Raw genomic sequence first — 16337 nt, forward strand, 5'->3', positions numbered from 1 at the left:
CTTTATTCGGCTTTCACTAAGAAAAGAGGTTGTCCGAACTCAACCAATTGACCGTTCTCCACGAGCACTTCAACGATCTCGCCTTTAACTTCTGCTTCCAATTCGTTCATTAATTTCATCGCTTCAATGATACATACAACCGACTTTTCCTTCACCTTGTCGCCAACGCTTACAAATGCGCTCGCTTCTGGACTGGAGGCGCTGTAGAAAGTTCCTACCATCGGTGACACAATTTTATGTAGATTGCTATTCGTCTCTTGTGCTACAGGCGCAGCTTCAGCTTGAACTGGAGCTACTGGCGCAGCCGTTGCTGCTGGAACAACTTGCGGTTGGTACGTTGGCTGAATTGGTGCAGCATGAACATTGACAACTTCGGTTTTACCTGGTTTGCGAATAAAAAGTCGTGTACCTTCGTTTTCAATTTCTAGCTCCTGAACGGATGTCTGATCAATCAACTTGATCAATTCTTTGATCTCGCTCAATTTAAACATGTATATATTCACTCCTTCAGCTTTGTTGACCCATTGGAAATAACCGGTACAGCCTGACACTTATACCGTTAGTATTATATCATAAACCTTTAAAATGGAAAGAGCCCAGTTTTTCTGGACTCTTCGCATAAACCTTCCAATTTATGGAGCGACGCGTTGGACGCTCACTTTGTCTTGTGTAATTTTCAATTCTTTGACGAGCAAGTCGACGATATGCACCGCTTCCGTAATTTCTAACTGATCACTGGCTACGACAACCTTGAATTTATCATTGTCGAGTTGAATCGCAGCTTTTCCGAATTGCTTGCGAAGCTCTTCTTCCAAGGTTGTAATCTTCTGTTCTTGACTCTCGATCGCGGACATCTCTTGTTCTGCTTTCATGGACTCGTCAGGAGATTTGCTCATGTCGTTCACAATCGCTTGGAGTTTATCGATTTGCTCGCTGTAATTTTGATTGCGTTGTTGCTGTACCGCTGCCAACGTATCTACCGAGCTCGCTCCTTCTTTGCTCAGTTCATCGAGAATCGCTTCATCTGTCTTATCGGAGGCGAGCACTTTGCTGTCCGCTGCTTTTCCTGCATCGCCAGCTTTAGCATCCGTTGCTTTGTCGGTTCCTTTCGTTGCATCCGATGCTTTGTCGGTTCCTTTCGTTGCATCCGTTTCGCTTGGTTTGCCCTTATCTGTCGTCGTGCCTTCTGTAGATTTATTCGCATCTTTTGTTGCATTCAGATTCGGATCTGTTACTTCATCCACTTTCACTTCCGTCAGACTATCCGGCGTTCCGTTTAAACTCGCTTCTGTAGCATTTTTCTTCGTTTGCTCGACTTGACCGTTCTGCGCTACCTTATTTGTATTAGTGTTCGTGCTTGCCGGTTCTGTGAACAAATAATACGCCGATAGTACCACCATAATGCTAAGCATGCTTACAAGCCAAATCGTTTGTCTTTTTGTATTCATTTTCATATTCCTCCTAAGGTTTATTATCTTTATTGCGCTTGTTTGCGCGGGGCAACTGAAATTTTGGAATAAGGGACGCTAAAGCCTTTCTCAATGGCATCAATGATTAAATTTTTAACAATGCGGTTCTCCGCACCCTTTGCTACAATGACAACCCCTCGAATTTTCGGTTTTACCTTCTTCACGATCGCCGGTGTCTGGTTGCCTGATACTTCGAGTGTTACAATCTCGCCGTCTCGTGAATACTGTGTGACATGACGCTTCGCGCCATTTGGATCCGACTCATCCGTAACTTGCTGACTATCTTTCATCTGCCTTTGATACACAATCTCTTCTGTTGAATCAATCGTAACCGCTGCTTCTACCTCGCCTACACCGACAATAGTCTCCAGAATGTTTTTCATTCGATTCTCCATGACCTGTTCAATCGAGGCATACGAGGATGGATCTTCTGGCGCAGGGACTGCTGTCGTCTGTTCATTTGGCGGCTCTCTGCCTTCATTCACGGAATCTACTTGCTTGACATTCATATGATTGAAGGCTGCGAAAAGGAGCAGTCCGATTCCGACTAATCCGAGAATGAGCAGCCAGCGGAAGGTCTGAACCCGTTTCGTCCCCCCAGGTCCACCGCCGACCCACTTCTCAAGCGATTGCAGCCATTTTGCCATTCATGTTCACCTCCAATTTTTTCAGTTCTCCAATTAATGAAGCTTCGTATCTTGCCCCAAATAAATATTGATTCGATTCGCGGCGACGCCCCAATTCGTCTTGAGGATGGCTACCGCATGATCGCTAAGCGCTTGCTCTTCTGGCGTTGCCTGTGCTTCCATTGGCTGGGCTTGCACTGGCGTCGCCTCATTCGCTTGGGTTCCAATTGGATCGATCTGAATATCCACTTTCACACCTTCAACGGGCTTCATTGCAGCGATCGGATCTCTTGTTTCTGGCTGCTTCACCTCTTGCTTCGAGTTAGGATCAAAATAAACTTCAACCGATTGAATATTCGGCTTCTCCAGTTCAGAATCCGTCTGCTCTGACTTCGAGGTGGAAGCCTTATTCGACTGCGTTAAGTTGCTGATCTTCACTTGGACCTTAGCGACCTGCGCTCCCGTCTCCTCTTCCATCTGTGTCTTGATCTGAGCGGCAAGCTGTGTCTCTACGGATTGAATCACTTTCTCCTCTTGCTTGCGCTTTAGCCGATCCCCCTCACGCATAATCTGATCTACACCAACGAACTTCCTTCCTTGACTCGTCCGCTCACTTATCTCGGTGTAATTCTCTGCGAGTTGATCCGCAAAGCTGTTGCGGAATATCGACATGATGGGGGTCATGATCGTGATTAGAATCAGTAAGCTGATCACTAATTTGACGTATCGCTGCATGGACCGATTCGGTAGTATCAGATCGATGAATGTCGCGAGCAAGATAATGAATATGATCTGCTTCAACCATCCCCCGAGCCATTCCATCATGGATCATCGCCTCCTTGAGGCCATCTGTCCTGCTTCATCGCATCATCACCGTCACATTCGCTGCCGTGAGCATGATCGTAATCGCCAGGAAGAACATCAGACCGACAGCCGCTAGCGCCGCGAACACATAAATCATGCTCTTCCCAATGGTCTGCAGACAGGTCACGATCGGACTATCGCCCAGCGGCTGCATCACGGCACCGGATATGTTGTAGATGAGCGCCAGCGTAAGTATCTTGAGCGCCGGGAACGCGCAGAGGAATAAGATAATAATGACGCCTACAAGACCGATTGCATTCTTCACGAGCAAGGATGCGGAGATGACCGTGTCCGCAGCGTCCGAGAACATTTTGCCGACGACGGGAACGAAGTTGCCTGTAATATATTTGGCCGTTCGGATCGTAACGCCATCTGCTGCCGCACCTGTAAACCCTTGGACAGAGATCACACCGAGAAAGACGGTTAACAGGATTCCGAGCAAGCCTACGCTAACGTTTCTTAGTAAATTCGCAAGATGTGTAACTTTATACTTATCCGACAATGTACTCACAATGTGTAAGACAGCCGAGAAGAAGAGCAAAGGGAAGACTACCGCATAGATAATGGTTCCAACCGTGTTAATCATGAAAATAATTAGCGGATGCATGACCGATACCGTAACGACGTTCCCCATGGAGGCGAGAAGCGTGAATAACAGAGGAATCATCGCCATCATGAAGTGAATCATGCTCTCGATGGCTTCTTTCGCATATCCAATCGCGACATTAAAACTATTAATCGCGATGATGATTATGATCATGTACGAAATGGAATAAGCGACCTTACTCACTGCATTTCGTTCAAATGCGGTCTGCAGCGTCTCGAGAATCATGCTGAATACGGTAAGAATCACGATGGTAACTAGCAGCTTGCCGTTATAGATCACTTCATGAAGGAGGAACTTCAGCAAGCCTTGGAAAGCGTATTTCAGACTAAACCCTTTTCCTTCAGGCAGGAGCATGTCCATGAAGCTGGGCGACTGCTGATCCGGGAAAAATCCTCCGTACTGCTTCATCAACTTATCCCAATACTGCTCGATCTCTCCTGTCGGTAAATCCTGAGCCTGACTCTGAACAAGTCCATCCATGGGTGCTGCCGCCACCAACTGGGTCGTCCAACTAATGAAGAAACAAAACATGAAGATTAATACCATGCGCAGCTTCGTATGATCTTCACCTATTCGGATCATGGCTTCATCTCCATTCATTTACGCCGGCAGCAATTGAATGACTGTCTCGATGATGATGCTGATAATTGGGATGGCTAGCACCATAATCAACACTTTTCCAGCAAGCTCAATCTTGCTCGCAATACTCTCTTGTCCCGCATCCTTCACGATCTGTGCCCCGAATTCAGCGATATAGGCAATCCCGATAATCTTCAGAATCGTCTTCAAGTAGACAAGTTGTATCCCCGAGCGTACGGCCAAGTCTTCCAGCACTTGAATGACCGCTTCAATCTTCCCGATCAGGAACAAGAATATCGCGATGCCTGTGAAGGTGGTGATTAGAAAAGCGAACATCGGCTTCTGCTCTCGAACAATCAGAACAAGTACCGTAGCGATCAGTCCAAGACCGACCATTTGAATCATTTCCATCTCATCACCTACTGAAAGAGAAAGATCGTCTTAATCTCTTGAAATAAATCATTGAGGAGCCGAACGACCATAAACAATACGACGACGAATCCGATGACCGTCACCCAATGCGCCATATCCTCTTTGCCCATTTGCTTCAACACGGTATGAATCATTGCAATGATGATGCCGATACCTGCAATTTGAAAAATTGCGCCTACATCTATGTTCATCCCTTTGGCACCTCTCCAAATCTACTTCGCTCTGTTGGAAGTGGAAGTAGATTGTTAGTAGATCAATATAACGATTAATGCTCCGGCGAGAAGACCGAGGCTCCTGCACATTTTCTCATAACGTCCTTGCTCTTGTTGTGCCGCTGATTCTTCATGCTGCAGCTGATTGATGGCAAGGCGAATATGTTTGATTTGGTCGTTCCTATCACTCGTTCCAAGGGTGAAGCCGAACTGATAGATGATATTCTTCTCACTTTGTTTCATCGCGGTATGTTTCCACTGTTCTTCAACAGCTAGCTGCCAGCTCTCTTGCGCCGTGAGACTCGTCCGATGATCCGTGAGTCGCCTCGCTGCTTCTGTAAAAATCGACTTCAGCGGGTCTGAAAGCTGCTGCCCGATTTTGTCCAGTGCATCGGCTAGCGGCGTAAATCCATATAGGATTTCCGTCTCGAGTCGCTGCATCGCCAAAATAAAAGCTCGAATCTGCTTCGGTCGATTGGCGAATTGCGCTGCTTGATAGAAACCGAATAACGTTCCGGATACAATCACCAAGATTGCGCCGATTAATTTAACCATCCAACCCGCCACCCTTCATAACTAGTCCTTCGGGGTGTAGAAGTCTTCGCCTGGCGTCATAGAATCGTCTGCTGATGCCACGGCCGGAACGCCGAAGTACGACATAAGACTGAAAGAGTTCGTCCGACATCAGCTTGTTCAGTACGGGCCTGCGAAGCACATCCTCCAGTTCACCGCCATGCGCGGTTGCGATCACGCGAATGCCTGCATGAAGCGCTTCACGAATGGCGTCAGCATCTTCTGGCCTACCAATCTCGTCAACAAGCATGACATCCGGTGACATCGAGCGGATCATCATCATCATGCCTTCGGCTTTGGGACAGCCATCGAGCACATCTGTTCTTGGGCCGACATTAAAGCTCGGTACACCTTTCATACAACCTGCAATCTCGGATCGTTCATCGACAATGCCTACCTTGAGTCCTTTCCATTTGGCTTCTGGATGTCTCCACTGCCCCGTACTCATGAGCCGAGCCAGATCTCGTATCAATGTTGTCTTTCCATGCTGGGGCGGTGATACGATCAGCGTATGATGAACCGTCTGGTGTCTAAAATCGAGGAGATAGGGTATGATTGCATCGCCAACGCCTTGCATTTCACGGGCGATCCGAATATTGAAGCTTGTAATATCGCGCAAATGATCGACATGCCCCTTCGTGAGAACAGCTCGTCCTGCTAGTCCAATGCGATGTCCACCTTGAATCGTGATGTACCCCTTCCGGAGTTCTTCTTCCATCGTGTAGAGAGAATGGTTTGTGATGAAGTCGAGGAGCCGGTTGCCATCTTCTCTTGTTGGTCTATATCCCTCATCTGGCGAATCCGTTAACACTCCACGTTTACTTACATAATGGAACTGCCCTGCATAATTCAATTCCAAGGGGCGTTCCTGACGCACACGAACTTCTTCGACACGATCAAGAATGGGTTCTTGCAACTTATGTAACAGCTCCTGAATACTGCTTGGAAAAATAGACACCCACGTTGAACTTTTCATCGTAAGAACCCCCATAGTTGTCCTAGCGTTTACCACATATGTATGCTTGTACGAAGGTTTTATGCCTAAACTCGTCCTATTTTTTGAAGATTCCAAATAGAATGCAGCTAATGCCGAGCAGTACCCAACCGATCTTATCCCAAGATAACTTCTCCGCAACCCCAACGAATCCAATCGTGGTGGTCGTAATTAAGACGAGCGGTCCGACTAATGCGAGCGAGCTATTCACAATGAGCGCCTTCTCCACTTGATTGAATCGTAGCATCAACAATGCGGCGATGATCTCAATCGAACCCGATATGACGCGAAGCGTCGCCATACTAAGTACAATCTTGTTCAGCATCCCATACTCCCCTTTCTTTTCATTTCATTTAATGTATGCTGGCTTGTCTTCAAATAGGTCAACACAATCGTGTCGAAATTAAGTTTGGAATAGGCACATGACTAGGGGTGACAGCATATATTGCTTGCATGAATTCAATCAGGCAACAAGAAGGAGCGTTGATTATGGAAGTCATAACAAGTCCGTGTTGGCATCCCCGTCTAGCGGATCCCTCCAATGTACGCACGCAGAAACCTAGAGCAACCGGCAGAACGATGGTTATAGACAAGGGGCTTGGGCCAAGAGCATTTGAGGACTTAATGCATACCGTCGGCAATTATATTGATATCCTTAAGCTTGGTTTCGGTACCTCCCCGTTGTACCCCACTGAAATCATTCGGCAAAAAGCTGAGCTCGCCAAACAATACGGCATCTGCTTGATTCCGGGTGGAACTTTTCTGGAAGTTGCCGTACAGCAGGGTGTTGTACCTTCCTTCTTCGATACGATTGAGGATTTAGGATTTACAGGGGTAGAGGTCTCCGACGGAACAATCGATTTATCTCGCGTGCTCCGAACGGAACTCATTTCGCGCGGGATCGATAGAGGATTTCGTGTGTTCTCCGAATATGGGAAAAAACTGTCGGGCAAGGGGATTGATTATGCTGAGTTGTTAAATACGATCTTGGAAGATCATGATCAAGGTTCGGAACTCATTACCATTGAAGGACGGGAGTCTGGGATGGGTGTTGGGATCTATAATGAACGAGGGGACTGTAAAGAAGAGGAATTTGAACGAACGCTGCTGCATATACCGAATATGGACTGGATCTTATGGGAAGCGCCTCTGAAGAGTCAACAGCTCTATCTCATCGAGAAATTAGGCCCCAAGGTCAATCTAGGCAACATCCCTCCTCAGGAGGTCATGTCGCTCGAAGCATTAAGACGGGGATTGCGATCTGATACGTTCGAGCTTCTCCATCAATCCTACGATTATAGTATTTAACTTATTTAGGAGTGGAAGACCATGCAGGTAGATGTGATCGCCAGTGTTAACGAGGCGAGATCGGATGATTTTATTCATAAAACAGCCATCGTCATTGACGTTCTACGCGCGACGAGTACGATTATTACCGCATTAACACATGGCGCGAGCGAGGTTCTGCCTGTAGAGACGGTGCAGCAAGCAAGATCTTGTCAACAATCGGGCGATATTCTCGGAGGTGAGCGATTCTGTCGAAGAATCGCTGGATTTCATGCGGGGAATTCACCTTATGAATATATGACGGAAGAGATACGAGACAAGAAAGTCATTCTCACCACCACCAATGGAACCCGAGGGATCCAAAAATCACATAAAGCATCGCATATTCTCGCCGGCGCGCTATTGAATGCTTCAACCTGCGCAAACGTCGCATTACAACTTCGCAAGGATATTGTTCTGCTCTGTGCCGGTGCACAAGACGTATTTGCTCTTGAAGACGGACTCTGCGCTGGATTACTCATTGATGAGCTTATGAAGCAGAGCGATATGGATGCCGTCGTTCAAGTGAACGACTTCGGATTAGCGATGCATAGCGCATATATTCAACATGAAGATCGCATACTTCACGCGCTGCTGCATTGTGCGGGCGGACGAAGATTGTCGAAGATCGGATTCAGAGAAGATGTCGAATATTGTGCCGGGGTGAACACCGTTCCACTTGTCCCTTACGTCTCCGGCCAATCAGCAGCAATGAAACCATTCACCCAGGATACGCCGCTGCTATTCAGATAGATGCTCCGATTCGTGAAATCAGTTCTAAAACAAGCTTCTGTTCATACACTTACTCTATGAATCCAAGTGGGACAGGAGCGTTACGATGAACGGCGAAATCATTATGGTTGTGCTTATTATCATCGGCTTAATTAGCCGCTCACCTATTATTACAACAGCAGCCTGCCTGCTCCTGATCGTGAAGCTGGTCCATCTGGACCGCTATCTGCCGACGATTGAACGTCGAGGTCTGGAGCTCGGGCTGCTATTTCTCACGATGGGCGTATTAGTTCCTTTTGTCTCCGGACGGATCGCAACCAAAGATGTCTGGGCTACGATCACATCTTGGCCAGGCCTCATCGCCATCGCTGGCGGTGCGATGGCTACGGTAATGAATGCCAAAGGGCTTGAGGCGTTAAAAATAGACCCACAAATTATTGTGGGTCTTGTACTTGGTTCGATCATAGGTATTACCTTCTTCAAAGGGATCCCGGTCGGGCCTTTAATGGCTGCGGGACTTACTGCGATCATTATGAAGCTTATCCAAATCATCCTCAACCGCATCTTATAGAGGAAGTTCAAAAACTCATCTTTGAATCACGAAGCTTTCCGTGAAGTATATTCGACATCGAATCTTGCGTTCACCCTCGAAGTCCGATGCTCATTTAGGTTTTGCCTAAACTCCGCTTCTCCTTCTTCAGCTTCTCGCAACCTTCTCGGTGCTGAAAATCTAACTTTTTGAACCTTTATTTTAAATTTAAAAATTAACGACGAACTTGCGGGCCGCCAACAACGGCCTGTTCTGCTGTGTCCAGACCATATGCGGTATGCAAAGCGCGGACGATGTCATGCAATTTCTCGCTATCAACAACGCAAGACGTCTTAATCTCCGATGTACTTACCATCTTAATGCTTACGCCTTGTTGAGAGATGACTTCGAACATTTTCGCTGCCACACCTGGGTTGCTGACCATGCCGGCACCAACGATCGAGACCTTCACAAGGTTCGTCTCGGATGTCACATGATCGTAAGGGACTTCGTCACGAATGCCATGAATGACCTCAATTGCACGCTCGCAATCATCCAAGTTAACGGTGAAGGAGAAGTCGGCTGTTCCGTTCTTAACTCCGCTCTGTACGATAATATCTACGTTAATTCCCGCTTTGGCAAGCGCTGTGAATACTTGCGCCAATACCCCCGGTAAATCCTGCACACCAAGAATACTGATTCTTGCCACGTTCTTATCAAATGCAATTCCGCTAACGACTACGCCCTGCTCCATGACTGTCTCCTCCTTCACGACCGTACCTTCATTATCTGTAAAGCTAGATCTTACCACTAGACATACATTGTTATGCTTTGCATATTCAACGGCACGCGGGTGAAGTACCGCAGCACCAAGATTCGCTAATTCGAGCATTTCATCATACGAGATCTCATCCAATTTACGAGCGCATTTTACAACGCGCGGATCTGTCGAATAGATGCCGTTCACATCCGTATAGATCTCACAGACATCTGCCTGAATGGCAGCTGCGAGCGCAACGGCTGTCGTATCTGATCCACCGCGTCCAAGCGTCGTAATCTCGCCTTCATCCGTCATCCCTTGGAAGCCTGCAACAACGACAATTTTCCCTTCGTCGAGCGCAGTATGGATACGATCTGGCTGAATATCTGTAATTCGTGCTTTTCCGTGTACAGCCTCTGTCCGAAATCCTGCCTGCCAACCCGTGAAAGAAACGGCCTCATGCCCTAACTGATGAATCGTCATGGACAATAGCGCAACAGAGATCTGTTCGCCAGTCGTGAGCAACATATCCATCTCACGCGCTGGTGGATTCGGATTAAGCAGTTTGGATTGATCGATCAGATCATCCGTGGTGTCTCCCATTGCGGATACAACAATGACACAGCGGTTTCCAGCTTCTTTTTTCTCTACAATTCGTCTAGCAACGCGCTTCATTCGCTCTGTGTCCCCAACAGAGCTACCCCCAAATTTCATGACGAATAAAGCCAATGTTGTCTCACTCCCTATTGAACAACTGTATAATAATTTTGAATATTATAACATAATCCTTCCGTCTTGTGGAAAAAAACAAGAAAAACGCGATATTTTCGTAATTTCTCACATACTTTTAACAGAATTTTAAGATAGTTTTAATGTTCGCCCTGTACAATAGGCTCATAAGTTCAATAACTTTATCATTTCGGAGGTGTCTCCTATGACAAAACAACTTATCAACTTTCAGAATAAAACAATTCCTGTATTTTACACTTCGATGAATAAAAAAACATTAACAGCACTTTTAACAGCCCTTGATTCTAAAATGAAAAATGGTAAAAAAGCGATCAAGAAATGCTTGGATACCTTAATCAGCATTGAAATTATCGGCTGCGAAGCCATTCTTCATTCGAAGCGTGAATCCGATACGTTGGCATTATCCCTATTCTAGGATTACGATCAGCTAATCAACTTTACGGTCTCTATATCCCCTACATATAGAGGTAGTTATACAACAAACCCCTTTCGACACATCTGTGCTGAAAGGGGTTTGTTGTATTGTAGTATATTCCTTATGCGCGGGAGCTGTATTTACCTTCACGTGTATCGATGATAAGTACATCGCCTTCATTAATGAATAGAGGCACTTGAACGTTATGACCTGTTTCGAGCTTCGCGTTCTTCGTTGCGCCTTGTGCTGTATTACCTTTTACGCCTGGCTCCGTCTCAGTAACTTTAAGCTCAACCGTTGTCGGCAAGTTAACTCCAAGAATTTCACCTTTATAGCTGACGATTTTAACGTTCATGTTCTCGACTAAGAAGTTCAATTCCCATTCCAACTGTTCTGCTGTCAGGCTGAATTGATCGTAAGTCTCGTTGTCCATAAATGTATATTCTGTGCCGCTGTTATATAAGTATTGAACGTCACGGTTGTCGATTTGCGCACGACCAATCGTCTCACCTGCACGGAATGTACGCTCAACGGTATTCCCGTTGCGAAGGTTCTTCAATTTCGAACGTACGAAAGCTGCGCCTTTACCTGGTTTAACGTGTTGGAAATCAAGTACGGTGAAGATATCGCCTTCTACTTCTACGGTCAATCCTGTCTTAAAATCGTTTACTGAAATCACTAAAAATTCCTCCTAAAGTTCGTATCCTGCCTAGCCCATTCTTACATATCTAATTGAAGATAGTCTTTCTTCGAATGAGTTAATATTTTAATCCCAGTCTCCGTGATGACAATGTCATCCTCGATACGTACACCGCCGATGCCCGGCAAATAAATGCCTGGTTCTACAGTAACGACCATCCCGGGTTTTAAAACCATATCACTGCCCTTGGCAACGCGGATCGATTCATGAACCTCCATCCCAAGACCGTGTCCGGTACTATGGCCAAAATATTCTCCATAACCATACCGTGTAATGATATCTCTCGTCAAGGCGTCCGCTTCGGCCCCAGTCATTCCCGGTCGAATGTTCTCGACGGCATGCAGCTGTGCTTCTAGAACGATATCGTAAATCTCGCGATGTTTCGCAGACGGTGTTCCTAATGCGACCGTACGTGTAAGATCCGAGCAATATCCTTTGTATAACGCGCCGAAATCGAAAGTAATCAGTTCATTCCCTTGAATGACACGCGGACTCGCTACACCATGAGGCAAAGCAGACCGTTCTCCAGACGCTACGATCGTGTCGAATGAGGAAGACGTTGCACCGTTCTTGCGCATGAACATTTCCATCTCGAGCGCAAGGGATTCCTCGGTTACACCTGGTTTGATCATCGGAAGAATATGCGCGAATGTAAGGTCTGCTAAATCGCAAGCCTCTTGCATGATCGCAAGCTCTTCCTCATCTTTAATATTACGAATATCTTCAACCAAGTCGGATGTCGGAATTAGATCGATGCCAGCTAGCTGCTCCGCATACTTCGTATACGTACCATAAGATACATGGGCTTGTTCGAATCCAAGACGTTTCACTTGCCCGCCCAGCAATTCACGGACACTCTCCATGACGACTGGTTTGTGCTGAACAATGTCATAACCCTTCACTTGACTGTTCGCTTGCTCGACATATCTGAAATCCGTTAAGAAGTAGGCTTTATCCTGTGTGATCAAGACATACCCGGAACTTCCTGTAAACCCCGTCAAATACCGGCGATTATATTCATTCGTAATTAGAATTCCTTCCAATTGAGAAGCTTGCATTGCTTGTCGAAGTTGAACTACGCGTTGATTGTCCATTGTTCCATCCTCTTTTCATCCCAAATTGAACTGCCTATAATCCGTCATTATGCAGATAAATGCCGATAAAGAGCGAGTAAACCTAACTCATAGCTCACGGCACCAAAACCGGCGATTTGTCCAATGACAACGGGTGCAGTGACGGATACGTGCCGGAACTCTTCCCGCTTATGGATATTCGACATATGCACCTCAACCGTTGGAATCGCTACACCGCTAATGGCATCGCGAAGTGCATAACTGTAATGCGTGAGCGCTCCCGGATTGATCAATATCCCATCCACATGCTGATAAGCTTCTTGGATCCGATCAATTAATGCACCTTCATGATTCGATTGGAAGAACTCTACAGCCAGTCCAAGCGATTCCGCTTGCGCGCTCAGCATCGATTCAATATCCTTCAGCGTAACCGTACCGTACACGCCAGGCTCTCGAATCCCGAGCATATTCAGATTAGGACCATTAAGTACTAGAATTTTTTGCATCGATTTCATCACCCGTCTTATGTACAATGTGGAACGTGTACCACACGATATTTTACCATAGGTCGGGGTAATTTGAGAAGCTGTCTCTCATGAATTCGTTGCCCCGCTAGGCTCAGGCATGTGTCCCATCCCCTGTTGATCCTTACCTTTCTTCGCATGCCCCGGTTCTCTCCCGCGTTCATCTGTATATTCTACGGCCACGGTATATCCGATAAACAATCCCCATAGCAAGAATAGACAAAACTCCGTAATGATCGTCGTTCTGCTCAGCTTCGTAAGCAGGGGCATCATATGCATCATTGGACCAACTAAGCCATATAGAATTACCCAGCAGACAATCCCATAGCCAATCCCAGGCCACGGGCCCTTCAGCTTGCGCAAACAAAAAGTATAGATCAGGGTTGCTAGGATCGAGAAGAAGATAAAATAGACCCAGCCCACGATTTGCCCCCGCCAGGTCATTAAATACAAATGTTTGTAGAATGGCTCTGCCAAATAACCCGGGAAAATCGTCGTAAATTGAAATATATAAAACACCCACCGCATGCCGCCCCAGATCAATCCCGCAAAAAAACCGATTTGCAGAGCGAATTTAAATGGATCCGTTAGCGTAGATTTCGTCTGCTCTTCATGTTGTATCATCTGAATTCAACTTCCCTTCATCTTTATATGTTCGCTAGTATGTGCAATTGCTGGAATCGTAAACAAGTGGAATTTCAACGCTAAATTCGTTACAATAAGAAGGAATCCGTTAACGAAGTGTGATGATGATCACGACTAATACGAATTGAATACACTAGGGAAGGTGAACTCGTTGTCGAATAACCAGAAAGCCGCTGTATACGGTGGACAAGCTGTGCTCGAAGGCGTCATGTTTGGCGGTAAAAATGTCAATGTGACAGCGGTTCGGCGCAAAAATAACGAAATTACATTTTATGAAGTACCGAAAAATGATAAACCATGGGTCAGCGCCCTCAAGAAAATCCCATTTATCCGCGGTGTAGTAGGGATCGTTGATTCCAGCGCCAAAGGGTCGCAGCATTTGAACTTCTCTGCCGAGATGTTCGCTGAAGATGAAGTGGATGATCCAGAAGAGAAGGCCAAGCTCAAAGAAAAGGAAAAATCCGGGTTCAACCTCGCAATGATCGTCGGGGTTGCCGTCGCGGGTATCATTGCTTTTATCTTTGGAAAAGTTGTTCTAACTTTAGTGCCAGTTTTTATAGAAAATCTGCTCTTTGGAAAAGCATTCGATAATAAAATATTACACAACCTTATTGAAGGCATCATCAAAATTATTCTTCTCTTAATTTATTTGTGGGCGATCTCGCTGACACCGCCAGTGAAGCGGTTGTTCCAGTACCATGGTGCAGAGCACAAAGTAATCAGCGCCCATGAAGCAGGTCTAGAACTGACGGTTGCCAATGTCCAGCGATTCAACACGCTGCATTATCGTTGTGGAAGCAGCTTCATTATTTTGTCCGTCATTGTTGGTGTTATTATCTACTCCTTCTTCACCTGGGATACGTTAACGGAACGGATCATCCAACGTCTCCTGTTACTGCCCGTCGTGCTAGGCGTATCGTATGAAGCGCTTCGCTTCACGAACATGCTCCGTGACACGCCAGTGCTCAGATACCTCGGATATCCGGGCCTATGGCTGCAGCTCTTAACAACCAAAGAACCGACAGATGACCAAGTCGAAGTATCAATCGCTTCCTTCAATCGAATGAGAGAGCTGGATCAGCAAATCTCTAAAGGGTAATTCATTTCGAGAGGATGATGTATTATGGTGAATCGGCATCGGATTTCCTTCATTGTCATTATGGCGTTAGCAGCGCTCGGGATCGTGTACTCCATTCTGAATGGAAAGTACGGGCTGCTCATCCCCGTGATCGTGTTCGGCGTTGTTTTCCTGCTCTTGAAATTTCCGCCTGGACGCTACCGCAGAACGCCTAAGGTCAAGGTATCACAGCGGACAGAAGCAAAATACGCGAAGTCACAGAAAACAAAACGCAAGACGGTCCCGTTCCGTGTCATTGAAGGGTCCAAAGGCAAAGATGACGGCGATGATAACATCCCGCGATTCCACTAGAGAACGAACCATCACTAAATCGATACAATAAAAAGCTCCTGATTTGCTTACGCAGACCAGGAGCTTCTTTTCTATTTCTTCCCTGAAGGATTCGATTGGAATTTCTTAAATTGTAATTCGTACCCTTCATACGTCCATCGCTCGAAAAATTGAGTTCCCGCTAGAAGACCAGAATCATATAAGCTGGCACTCTGCTCCGGCGTGATCTCAAATTGGGTATTCCGGATGCCTAGCGTTGGGATCTTAATCGTACGATATCGGTTATGCTGCTCAATGTAACGTTCATCATGGGCAGACATCATTGTCTCGAACATCGCTTCGAACATGGTAAATGGTCCTCGAATCGCATGCGGTTGTTGATCCTGCTTCCCGACCATCTGAAATCCAATCGTCGGAACCAGCTGCTTGGTTCTAGGATTACGTTCCTTCTCAAATAGCCAGAGTGGAAAATTACTGAGCAGGCCTCCATCCACGATATAAGAAAACTGCTTCGAGAATGGTTTCGCCGCGCCTTGCACCTTCCAACTTCGGATCATGACGGGGTCGAAAAAATAGGGAATGCTGGTACTCATTCGGATCGCCTTGGCAATTTCCAGCTTGTTCGGTTCTATGCCATAGAGCGCAATATCGTCCGGTAGAACCAGCAGCCTGCCATTGGAAATATCCGAAGCAATAATCCTCAGCTTATCAGGCGCAATATCACCGAAAGTTCTAATGTTCTTCTCCAGCAGCAGCTTTCGAATCCACGCTTCTAACGCTTCACCGGAGTATAACCCTTTTTTCAGCAATACGCGCGTAATCGGTCCAATCACCTTGATATTAAAAATAGGGGCGCGCTTCAAGAACGAGGTGAAGGGGGTGCTCATAATGATCTCCCGCATCTCCTCCGCAGTATACCTTGCTGCGATCAATGAAGCGACGATTGAACCTGATGATGTTCCTGCTACACGATGAAAGGTCACACCATGATCCTCGGCTGCTCGTACGGCTCCTGCTAGCGAAACTCCCCTAACACCGCCGCCCTCGAACACCGCATTCACGAGCATCCGCCCACCCCCTTCATGACATATCCATAGAACGTCTATTCGATGTATATGC

22 protein-coding genes are annotated in these 16337 nt (G+C 46.5%); 6 read left to right on the forward strand and 16 right to left on the reverse strand.

Features of this window, described 5'->3' with window-relative positions; genetic code table 11:
• Positions 1-2 precede the first annotated feature (2 nt).
• The 10 genes from accB to GCU39_RS13870 all read right to left on the reverse strand — a co-directional run bounded on the left by accB (position 3) and on the right by GCU39_RS13870 (position 6681).
• Positions 3-491: an acetyl-CoA carboxylase biotin carboxyl carrier protein gene (accB, locus tag GCU39_RS13825; protein ID WP_152394060.1), complete on the reverse strand. Its 489-nt coding sequence runs from the start codon at positions 489-491 to the stop codon at positions 3-5.
• A gap of 141 nt (positions 492-632) precedes the next feature.
• Positions 633-1448, reverse strand: a complete 816-nt coding sequence (locus GCU39_RS13830; RefSeq protein ID WP_193726923.1) for a SpoIIIAH-like family protein — start codon at positions 1446-1448, stop codon at positions 633-635.
• A gap of 29 nt (positions 1449-1477) precedes the next feature.
• Entirely contained in the window at positions 1478-2116 is a 639-nt protein-coding gene (gene spoIIIAG, locus GCU39_RS13835) for a stage III sporulation protein AG (RefSeq protein ID WP_152394062.1), read from the reverse strand.
• A gap of 33 nt (positions 2117-2149) precedes the next feature.
• Positions 2150-2920, reverse strand: a complete 771-nt coding sequence (gene spoIIIAF, locus GCU39_RS13840) for a stage III sporulation protein AF (RefSeq protein WP_152394063.1) — start codon at positions 2918-2920, stop codon at positions 2150-2152.
• Between the two features lie 34 nt (positions 2921-2954).
• Entirely contained in the window at positions 2955-4148 is a 1194-nt protein-coding gene (gene spoIIIAE, locus GCU39_RS13845) for a stage III sporulation protein AE (protein WP_152394064.1), read from the reverse strand.
• Positions 4149-4166: 18 nt separating this feature from the next.
• Positions 4167-4556, reverse strand: a complete 390-nt coding sequence (gene spoIIIAD / locus GCU39_RS13850) for a stage III sporulation protein AD (protein WP_152394065.1) — start codon at positions 4554-4556, stop codon at positions 4167-4169.
• A gap of 8 nt (positions 4557-4564) precedes the next feature.
• Positions 4565-4768, reverse strand: a complete 204-nt coding sequence (spoIIIAC, locus tag GCU39_RS13855) for a stage III sporulation protein AC (protein ID WP_018755121.1) — start codon at positions 4766-4768, stop codon at positions 4565-4567.
• Positions 4769-4822: 54 nt separating this feature from the next.
• Positions 4823-5344 carry a stage III sporulation protein SpoIIIAB gene (spoIIIAB, locus tag GCU39_RS13860; RefSeq protein ID WP_152394066.1) on the reverse strand — a complete coding sequence of 174 codons (522 nt, stop codon included), beginning with the start codon at positions 5342-5344 and terminating at the stop codon, positions 4823-4825.
• Positions 5337-6338 (reverse strand): stage III sporulation protein AA, encoded by a 1002-nt coding sequence (gene spoIIIAA / locus GCU39_RS13865; protein WP_152394067.1) that lies wholly within the window; start codon positions 6336-6338, stop codon positions 5337-5339. Before spoIIIAA ends, spoIIIAB begins: the two co-directional genes overlap by 8 nt.
• Positions 6339-6414: 76 nt before the next feature.
• Complete coding sequence (locus GCU39_RS13870) at positions 6415-6681, reverse strand: YqhV family protein (RefSeq protein ID WP_152394068.1); 267 nt, start codon at positions 6679-6681, stop codon at positions 6415-6417.
• A gap of 164 nt (positions 6682-6845) precedes the next feature.
• Between GCU39_RS13870 and comA the strand changes: the two genes are divergently transcribed.
• From comA to GCU39_RS13885, 3 genes are all read left to right on the forward strand, one after another.
• Positions 6846-7664, forward strand: coding sequence for a phosphosulfolactate synthase (comA, locus tag GCU39_RS13875; RefSeq protein WP_152394069.1), 819 nt, complete (start codon positions 6846-6848; stop codon positions 7662-7664).
• Positions 7665-7685: 21 nt separating this feature from the next.
• Positions 7686-8435 carry a 2-phosphosulfolactate phosphatase gene (locus GCU39_RS13880; protein WP_152394070.1) on the forward strand — a complete coding sequence of 250 codons (750 nt, stop codon included), beginning with the start codon at positions 7686-7688 and terminating at the stop codon, positions 8433-8435.
• Between the two features lie 85 nt (positions 8436-8520).
• The gene (locus GCU39_RS13885) at positions 8521-8985 is read left to right on the forward strand and encodes a DUF441 domain-containing protein (protein WP_152394071.1); all 465 of its coding nucleotides are present in this window, start codon (positions 8521-8523) and stop codon (positions 8983-8985) included.
• 193 nt (positions 8986-9178) lie between these two features.
• Here GCU39_RS13885 and GCU39_RS13890 read toward each other — a convergent pair whose 3' ends face one another.
• Positions 9179-10432 (reverse strand): aspartate kinase, encoded by a 1254-nt coding sequence (locus GCU39_RS13890; RefSeq protein ID WP_152394072.1) that lies wholly within the window; start codon positions 10430-10432, stop codon positions 9179-9181.
• A 205-nt stretch (positions 10433-10637) separates the two neighbouring features.
• On the opposite strand from GCU39_RS13890, the gene GCU39_RS13895 reads away from it, so the two are divergent.
• Entirely contained in the window at positions 10638-10868 is a 231-nt protein-coding gene (locus GCU39_RS13895) for a 3-dehydroquinate dehydratase (RefSeq protein ID WP_152394073.1), read from the forward strand.
• 121 nt (positions 10869-10989) lie between these two features.
• On the opposite strand, the gene efp is transcribed toward GCU39_RS13895, so the two are convergent.
• The 4 genes from efp to GCU39_RS13915 all read right to left on the reverse strand — a co-directional run bounded on the left by efp (position 10990) and on the right by GCU39_RS13915 (position 13789).
• Entirely contained in the window at positions 10990-11547 is a 558-nt protein-coding gene (efp, locus tag GCU39_RS13900; RefSeq protein ID WP_152394074.1) for an elongation factor P, read from the reverse strand.
• 41 nt (positions 11548-11588) lie between these two features.
• Positions 11589-12662 carry a M24 family metallopeptidase gene (locus GCU39_RS13905; protein WP_152394075.1) on the reverse strand — a complete coding sequence of 358 codons (1074 nt, stop codon included), beginning with the start codon at positions 12660-12662 and terminating at the stop codon, positions 11589-11591.
• Positions 12663-12709: 47 nt separating this feature from the next.
• Entirely contained in the window at positions 12710-13147 is a 438-nt protein-coding gene (aroQ, locus tag GCU39_RS13910) for a type II 3-dehydroquinate dehydratase (RefSeq protein WP_152394076.1), read from the reverse strand.
• A gap of 87 nt (positions 13148-13234) precedes the next feature.
• The gene (locus GCU39_RS13915; RefSeq protein WP_152394077.1) at positions 13235-13789 is read right to left on the reverse strand and encodes a YqhR family membrane protein; all 555 of its coding nucleotides are present in this window, start codon (positions 13787-13789) and stop codon (positions 13235-13237) included.
• A 172-nt stretch (positions 13790-13961) separates the two neighbouring features.
• Here GCU39_RS13915 and GCU39_RS13920 point away from each other — a divergent pair, with 172 nt between their 5' ends.
• On the forward strand, positions 13962-14909 hold the full coding sequence (locus GCU39_RS13920) for a DUF1385 domain-containing protein (RefSeq protein ID WP_152394078.1): 948 nt from the start codon (positions 13962-13964) through the stop codon (positions 14907-14909).
• Between the two features lie 24 nt (positions 14910-14933).
• Positions 14934-15239, forward strand: a complete 306-nt coding sequence (locus GCU39_RS13925) for a hypothetical protein (protein ID WP_152394079.1) — start codon at positions 14934-14936, stop codon at positions 15237-15239.
• Between the two features lie 71 nt (positions 15240-15310).
• On the opposite strand, the gene GCU39_RS13930 is transcribed toward GCU39_RS13925, so the two are convergent.
• Positions 15311-16285: a patatin-like phospholipase family protein gene (locus GCU39_RS13930; RefSeq protein ID WP_152394080.1), complete on the reverse strand. Its 975-nt coding sequence runs from the start codon at positions 16283-16285 to the stop codon at positions 15311-15313.
• Between the last annotated feature and the right edge of the window lie 52 nt (positions 16286-16337).

Origin of the sequence: Paenibacillus guangzhouensis, from assembly GCF_009363075.1 — a bacterium.
GTDB classification, from domain to species: Bacteria; Bacillota; Bacilli; order Paenibacillales; family Paenibacillaceae; genus Paenibacillus_K; species Paenibacillus_K guangzhouensis.

What these genes read in the sequence shown, in the direction of transcription:
- accB (WP_152394060.1), bottom strand. Translation starts at nt 491, where the DNA reads ATGTTTAAATTGAGCGAGATCAAAGAATTGATCAAGTTGATTGATCAG.
- GCU39_RS13830 (WP_193726923.1), bottom strand. Translation starts at nt 1,448, where the DNA reads ATGAATACAAAAAGACAAACGATTTGGCTTGTAAGCATGCTTAGCATT.
- spoIIIAG (WP_152394062.1), bottom strand. Translation starts at nt 2,116, where the DNA reads ATGGCAAAATGGCTGCAATCGCTTGAGAAGTGGGTCGGCGGTGGACCT.
- spoIIIAF (WP_152394063.1), bottom strand. Translation starts at nt 2,920, where the DNA reads ATGATGGAATGGCTCGGGGGATGGTTGAAGCAGATCATATTCATTATC.
- spoIIIAE (WP_152394064.1), bottom strand. Translation starts at nt 4,148, where the DNA reads ATGATCCGAATAGGTGAAGATCATACGAAGCTGCGCATGGTATTAATC.
- spoIIIAD (WP_152394065.1), bottom strand. Translation starts at nt 4,556, where the DNA reads ATGGAAATGATTCAAATGGTCGGTCTTGGACTGATCGCTACGGTACTT.
- spoIIIAC (WP_018755121.1), bottom strand. Translation starts at nt 4,768, where the DNA reads ATGAACATAGATGTAGGCGCAATTTTTCAAATTGCAGGTATCGGCATC.
- spoIIIAB (WP_152394066.1), bottom strand. Translation starts at nt 5,344, where the DNA reads ATGGTTAAATTAATCGGCGCAATCTTGGTGATTGTATCCGGAACGTTA.
- spoIIIAA (WP_152394067.1), bottom strand. Translation starts at nt 6,338, where the DNA reads ATGAAAAGTTCAACGTGGGTGTCTATTTTTCCAAGCAGTATTCAGGAG.
- GCU39_RS13870 (WP_152394068.1), bottom strand. Translation starts at nt 6,681, where the DNA reads ATGCTGAACAAGATTGTACTTAGTATGGCGACGCTTCGCGTCATATCG.
- comA (WP_152394069.1), top strand. Translation starts at nt 6,846, where the DNA reads ATGGAAGTCATAACAAGTCCGTGTTGGCATCCCCGTCTAGCGGATCCC.
- GCU39_RS13880 (WP_152394070.1), top strand. Translation starts at nt 7,686, where the DNA reads ATGCAGGTAGATGTGATCGCCAGTGTTAACGAGGCGAGATCGGATGAT.
- GCU39_RS13885 (WP_152394071.1), top strand. Translation starts at nt 8,521, where the DNA reads ATGAACGGCGAAATCATTATGGTTGTGCTTATTATCATCGGCTTAATT.
- GCU39_RS13895 (WP_152394073.1), top strand. Translation starts at nt 10,638, where the DNA reads ATGACAAAACAACTTATCAACTTTCAGAATAAAACAATTCCTGTATTT.
- GCU39_RS13905 (WP_152394075.1), bottom strand. Translation starts at nt 12,662, where the DNA reads ATGGACAATCAACGCGTAGTTCAACTTCGACAAGCAATGCAAGCTTCT.
- aroQ (WP_152394076.1), bottom strand. Translation starts at nt 13,147, where the DNA reads ATGCAAAAAATTCTAGTACTTAATGGTCCTAATCTGAATATGCTCGGG.
- GCU39_RS13915 (WP_152394077.1), bottom strand. Translation starts at nt 13,789, where the DNA reads ATGATACAACATGAAGAGCAGACGAAATCTACGCTAACGGATCCATTT.
- GCU39_RS13925 (WP_152394079.1), top strand. Translation starts at nt 14,934, where the DNA reads ATGGTGAATCGGCATCGGATTTCCTTCATTGTCATTATGGCGTTAGCA.
- GCU39_RS13930 (WP_152394080.1), bottom strand. Translation starts at nt 16,285, where the DNA reads ATGCTCGTGAATGCGGTGTTCGAGGGCGGCGGTGTTAGGGGAGTTTCG.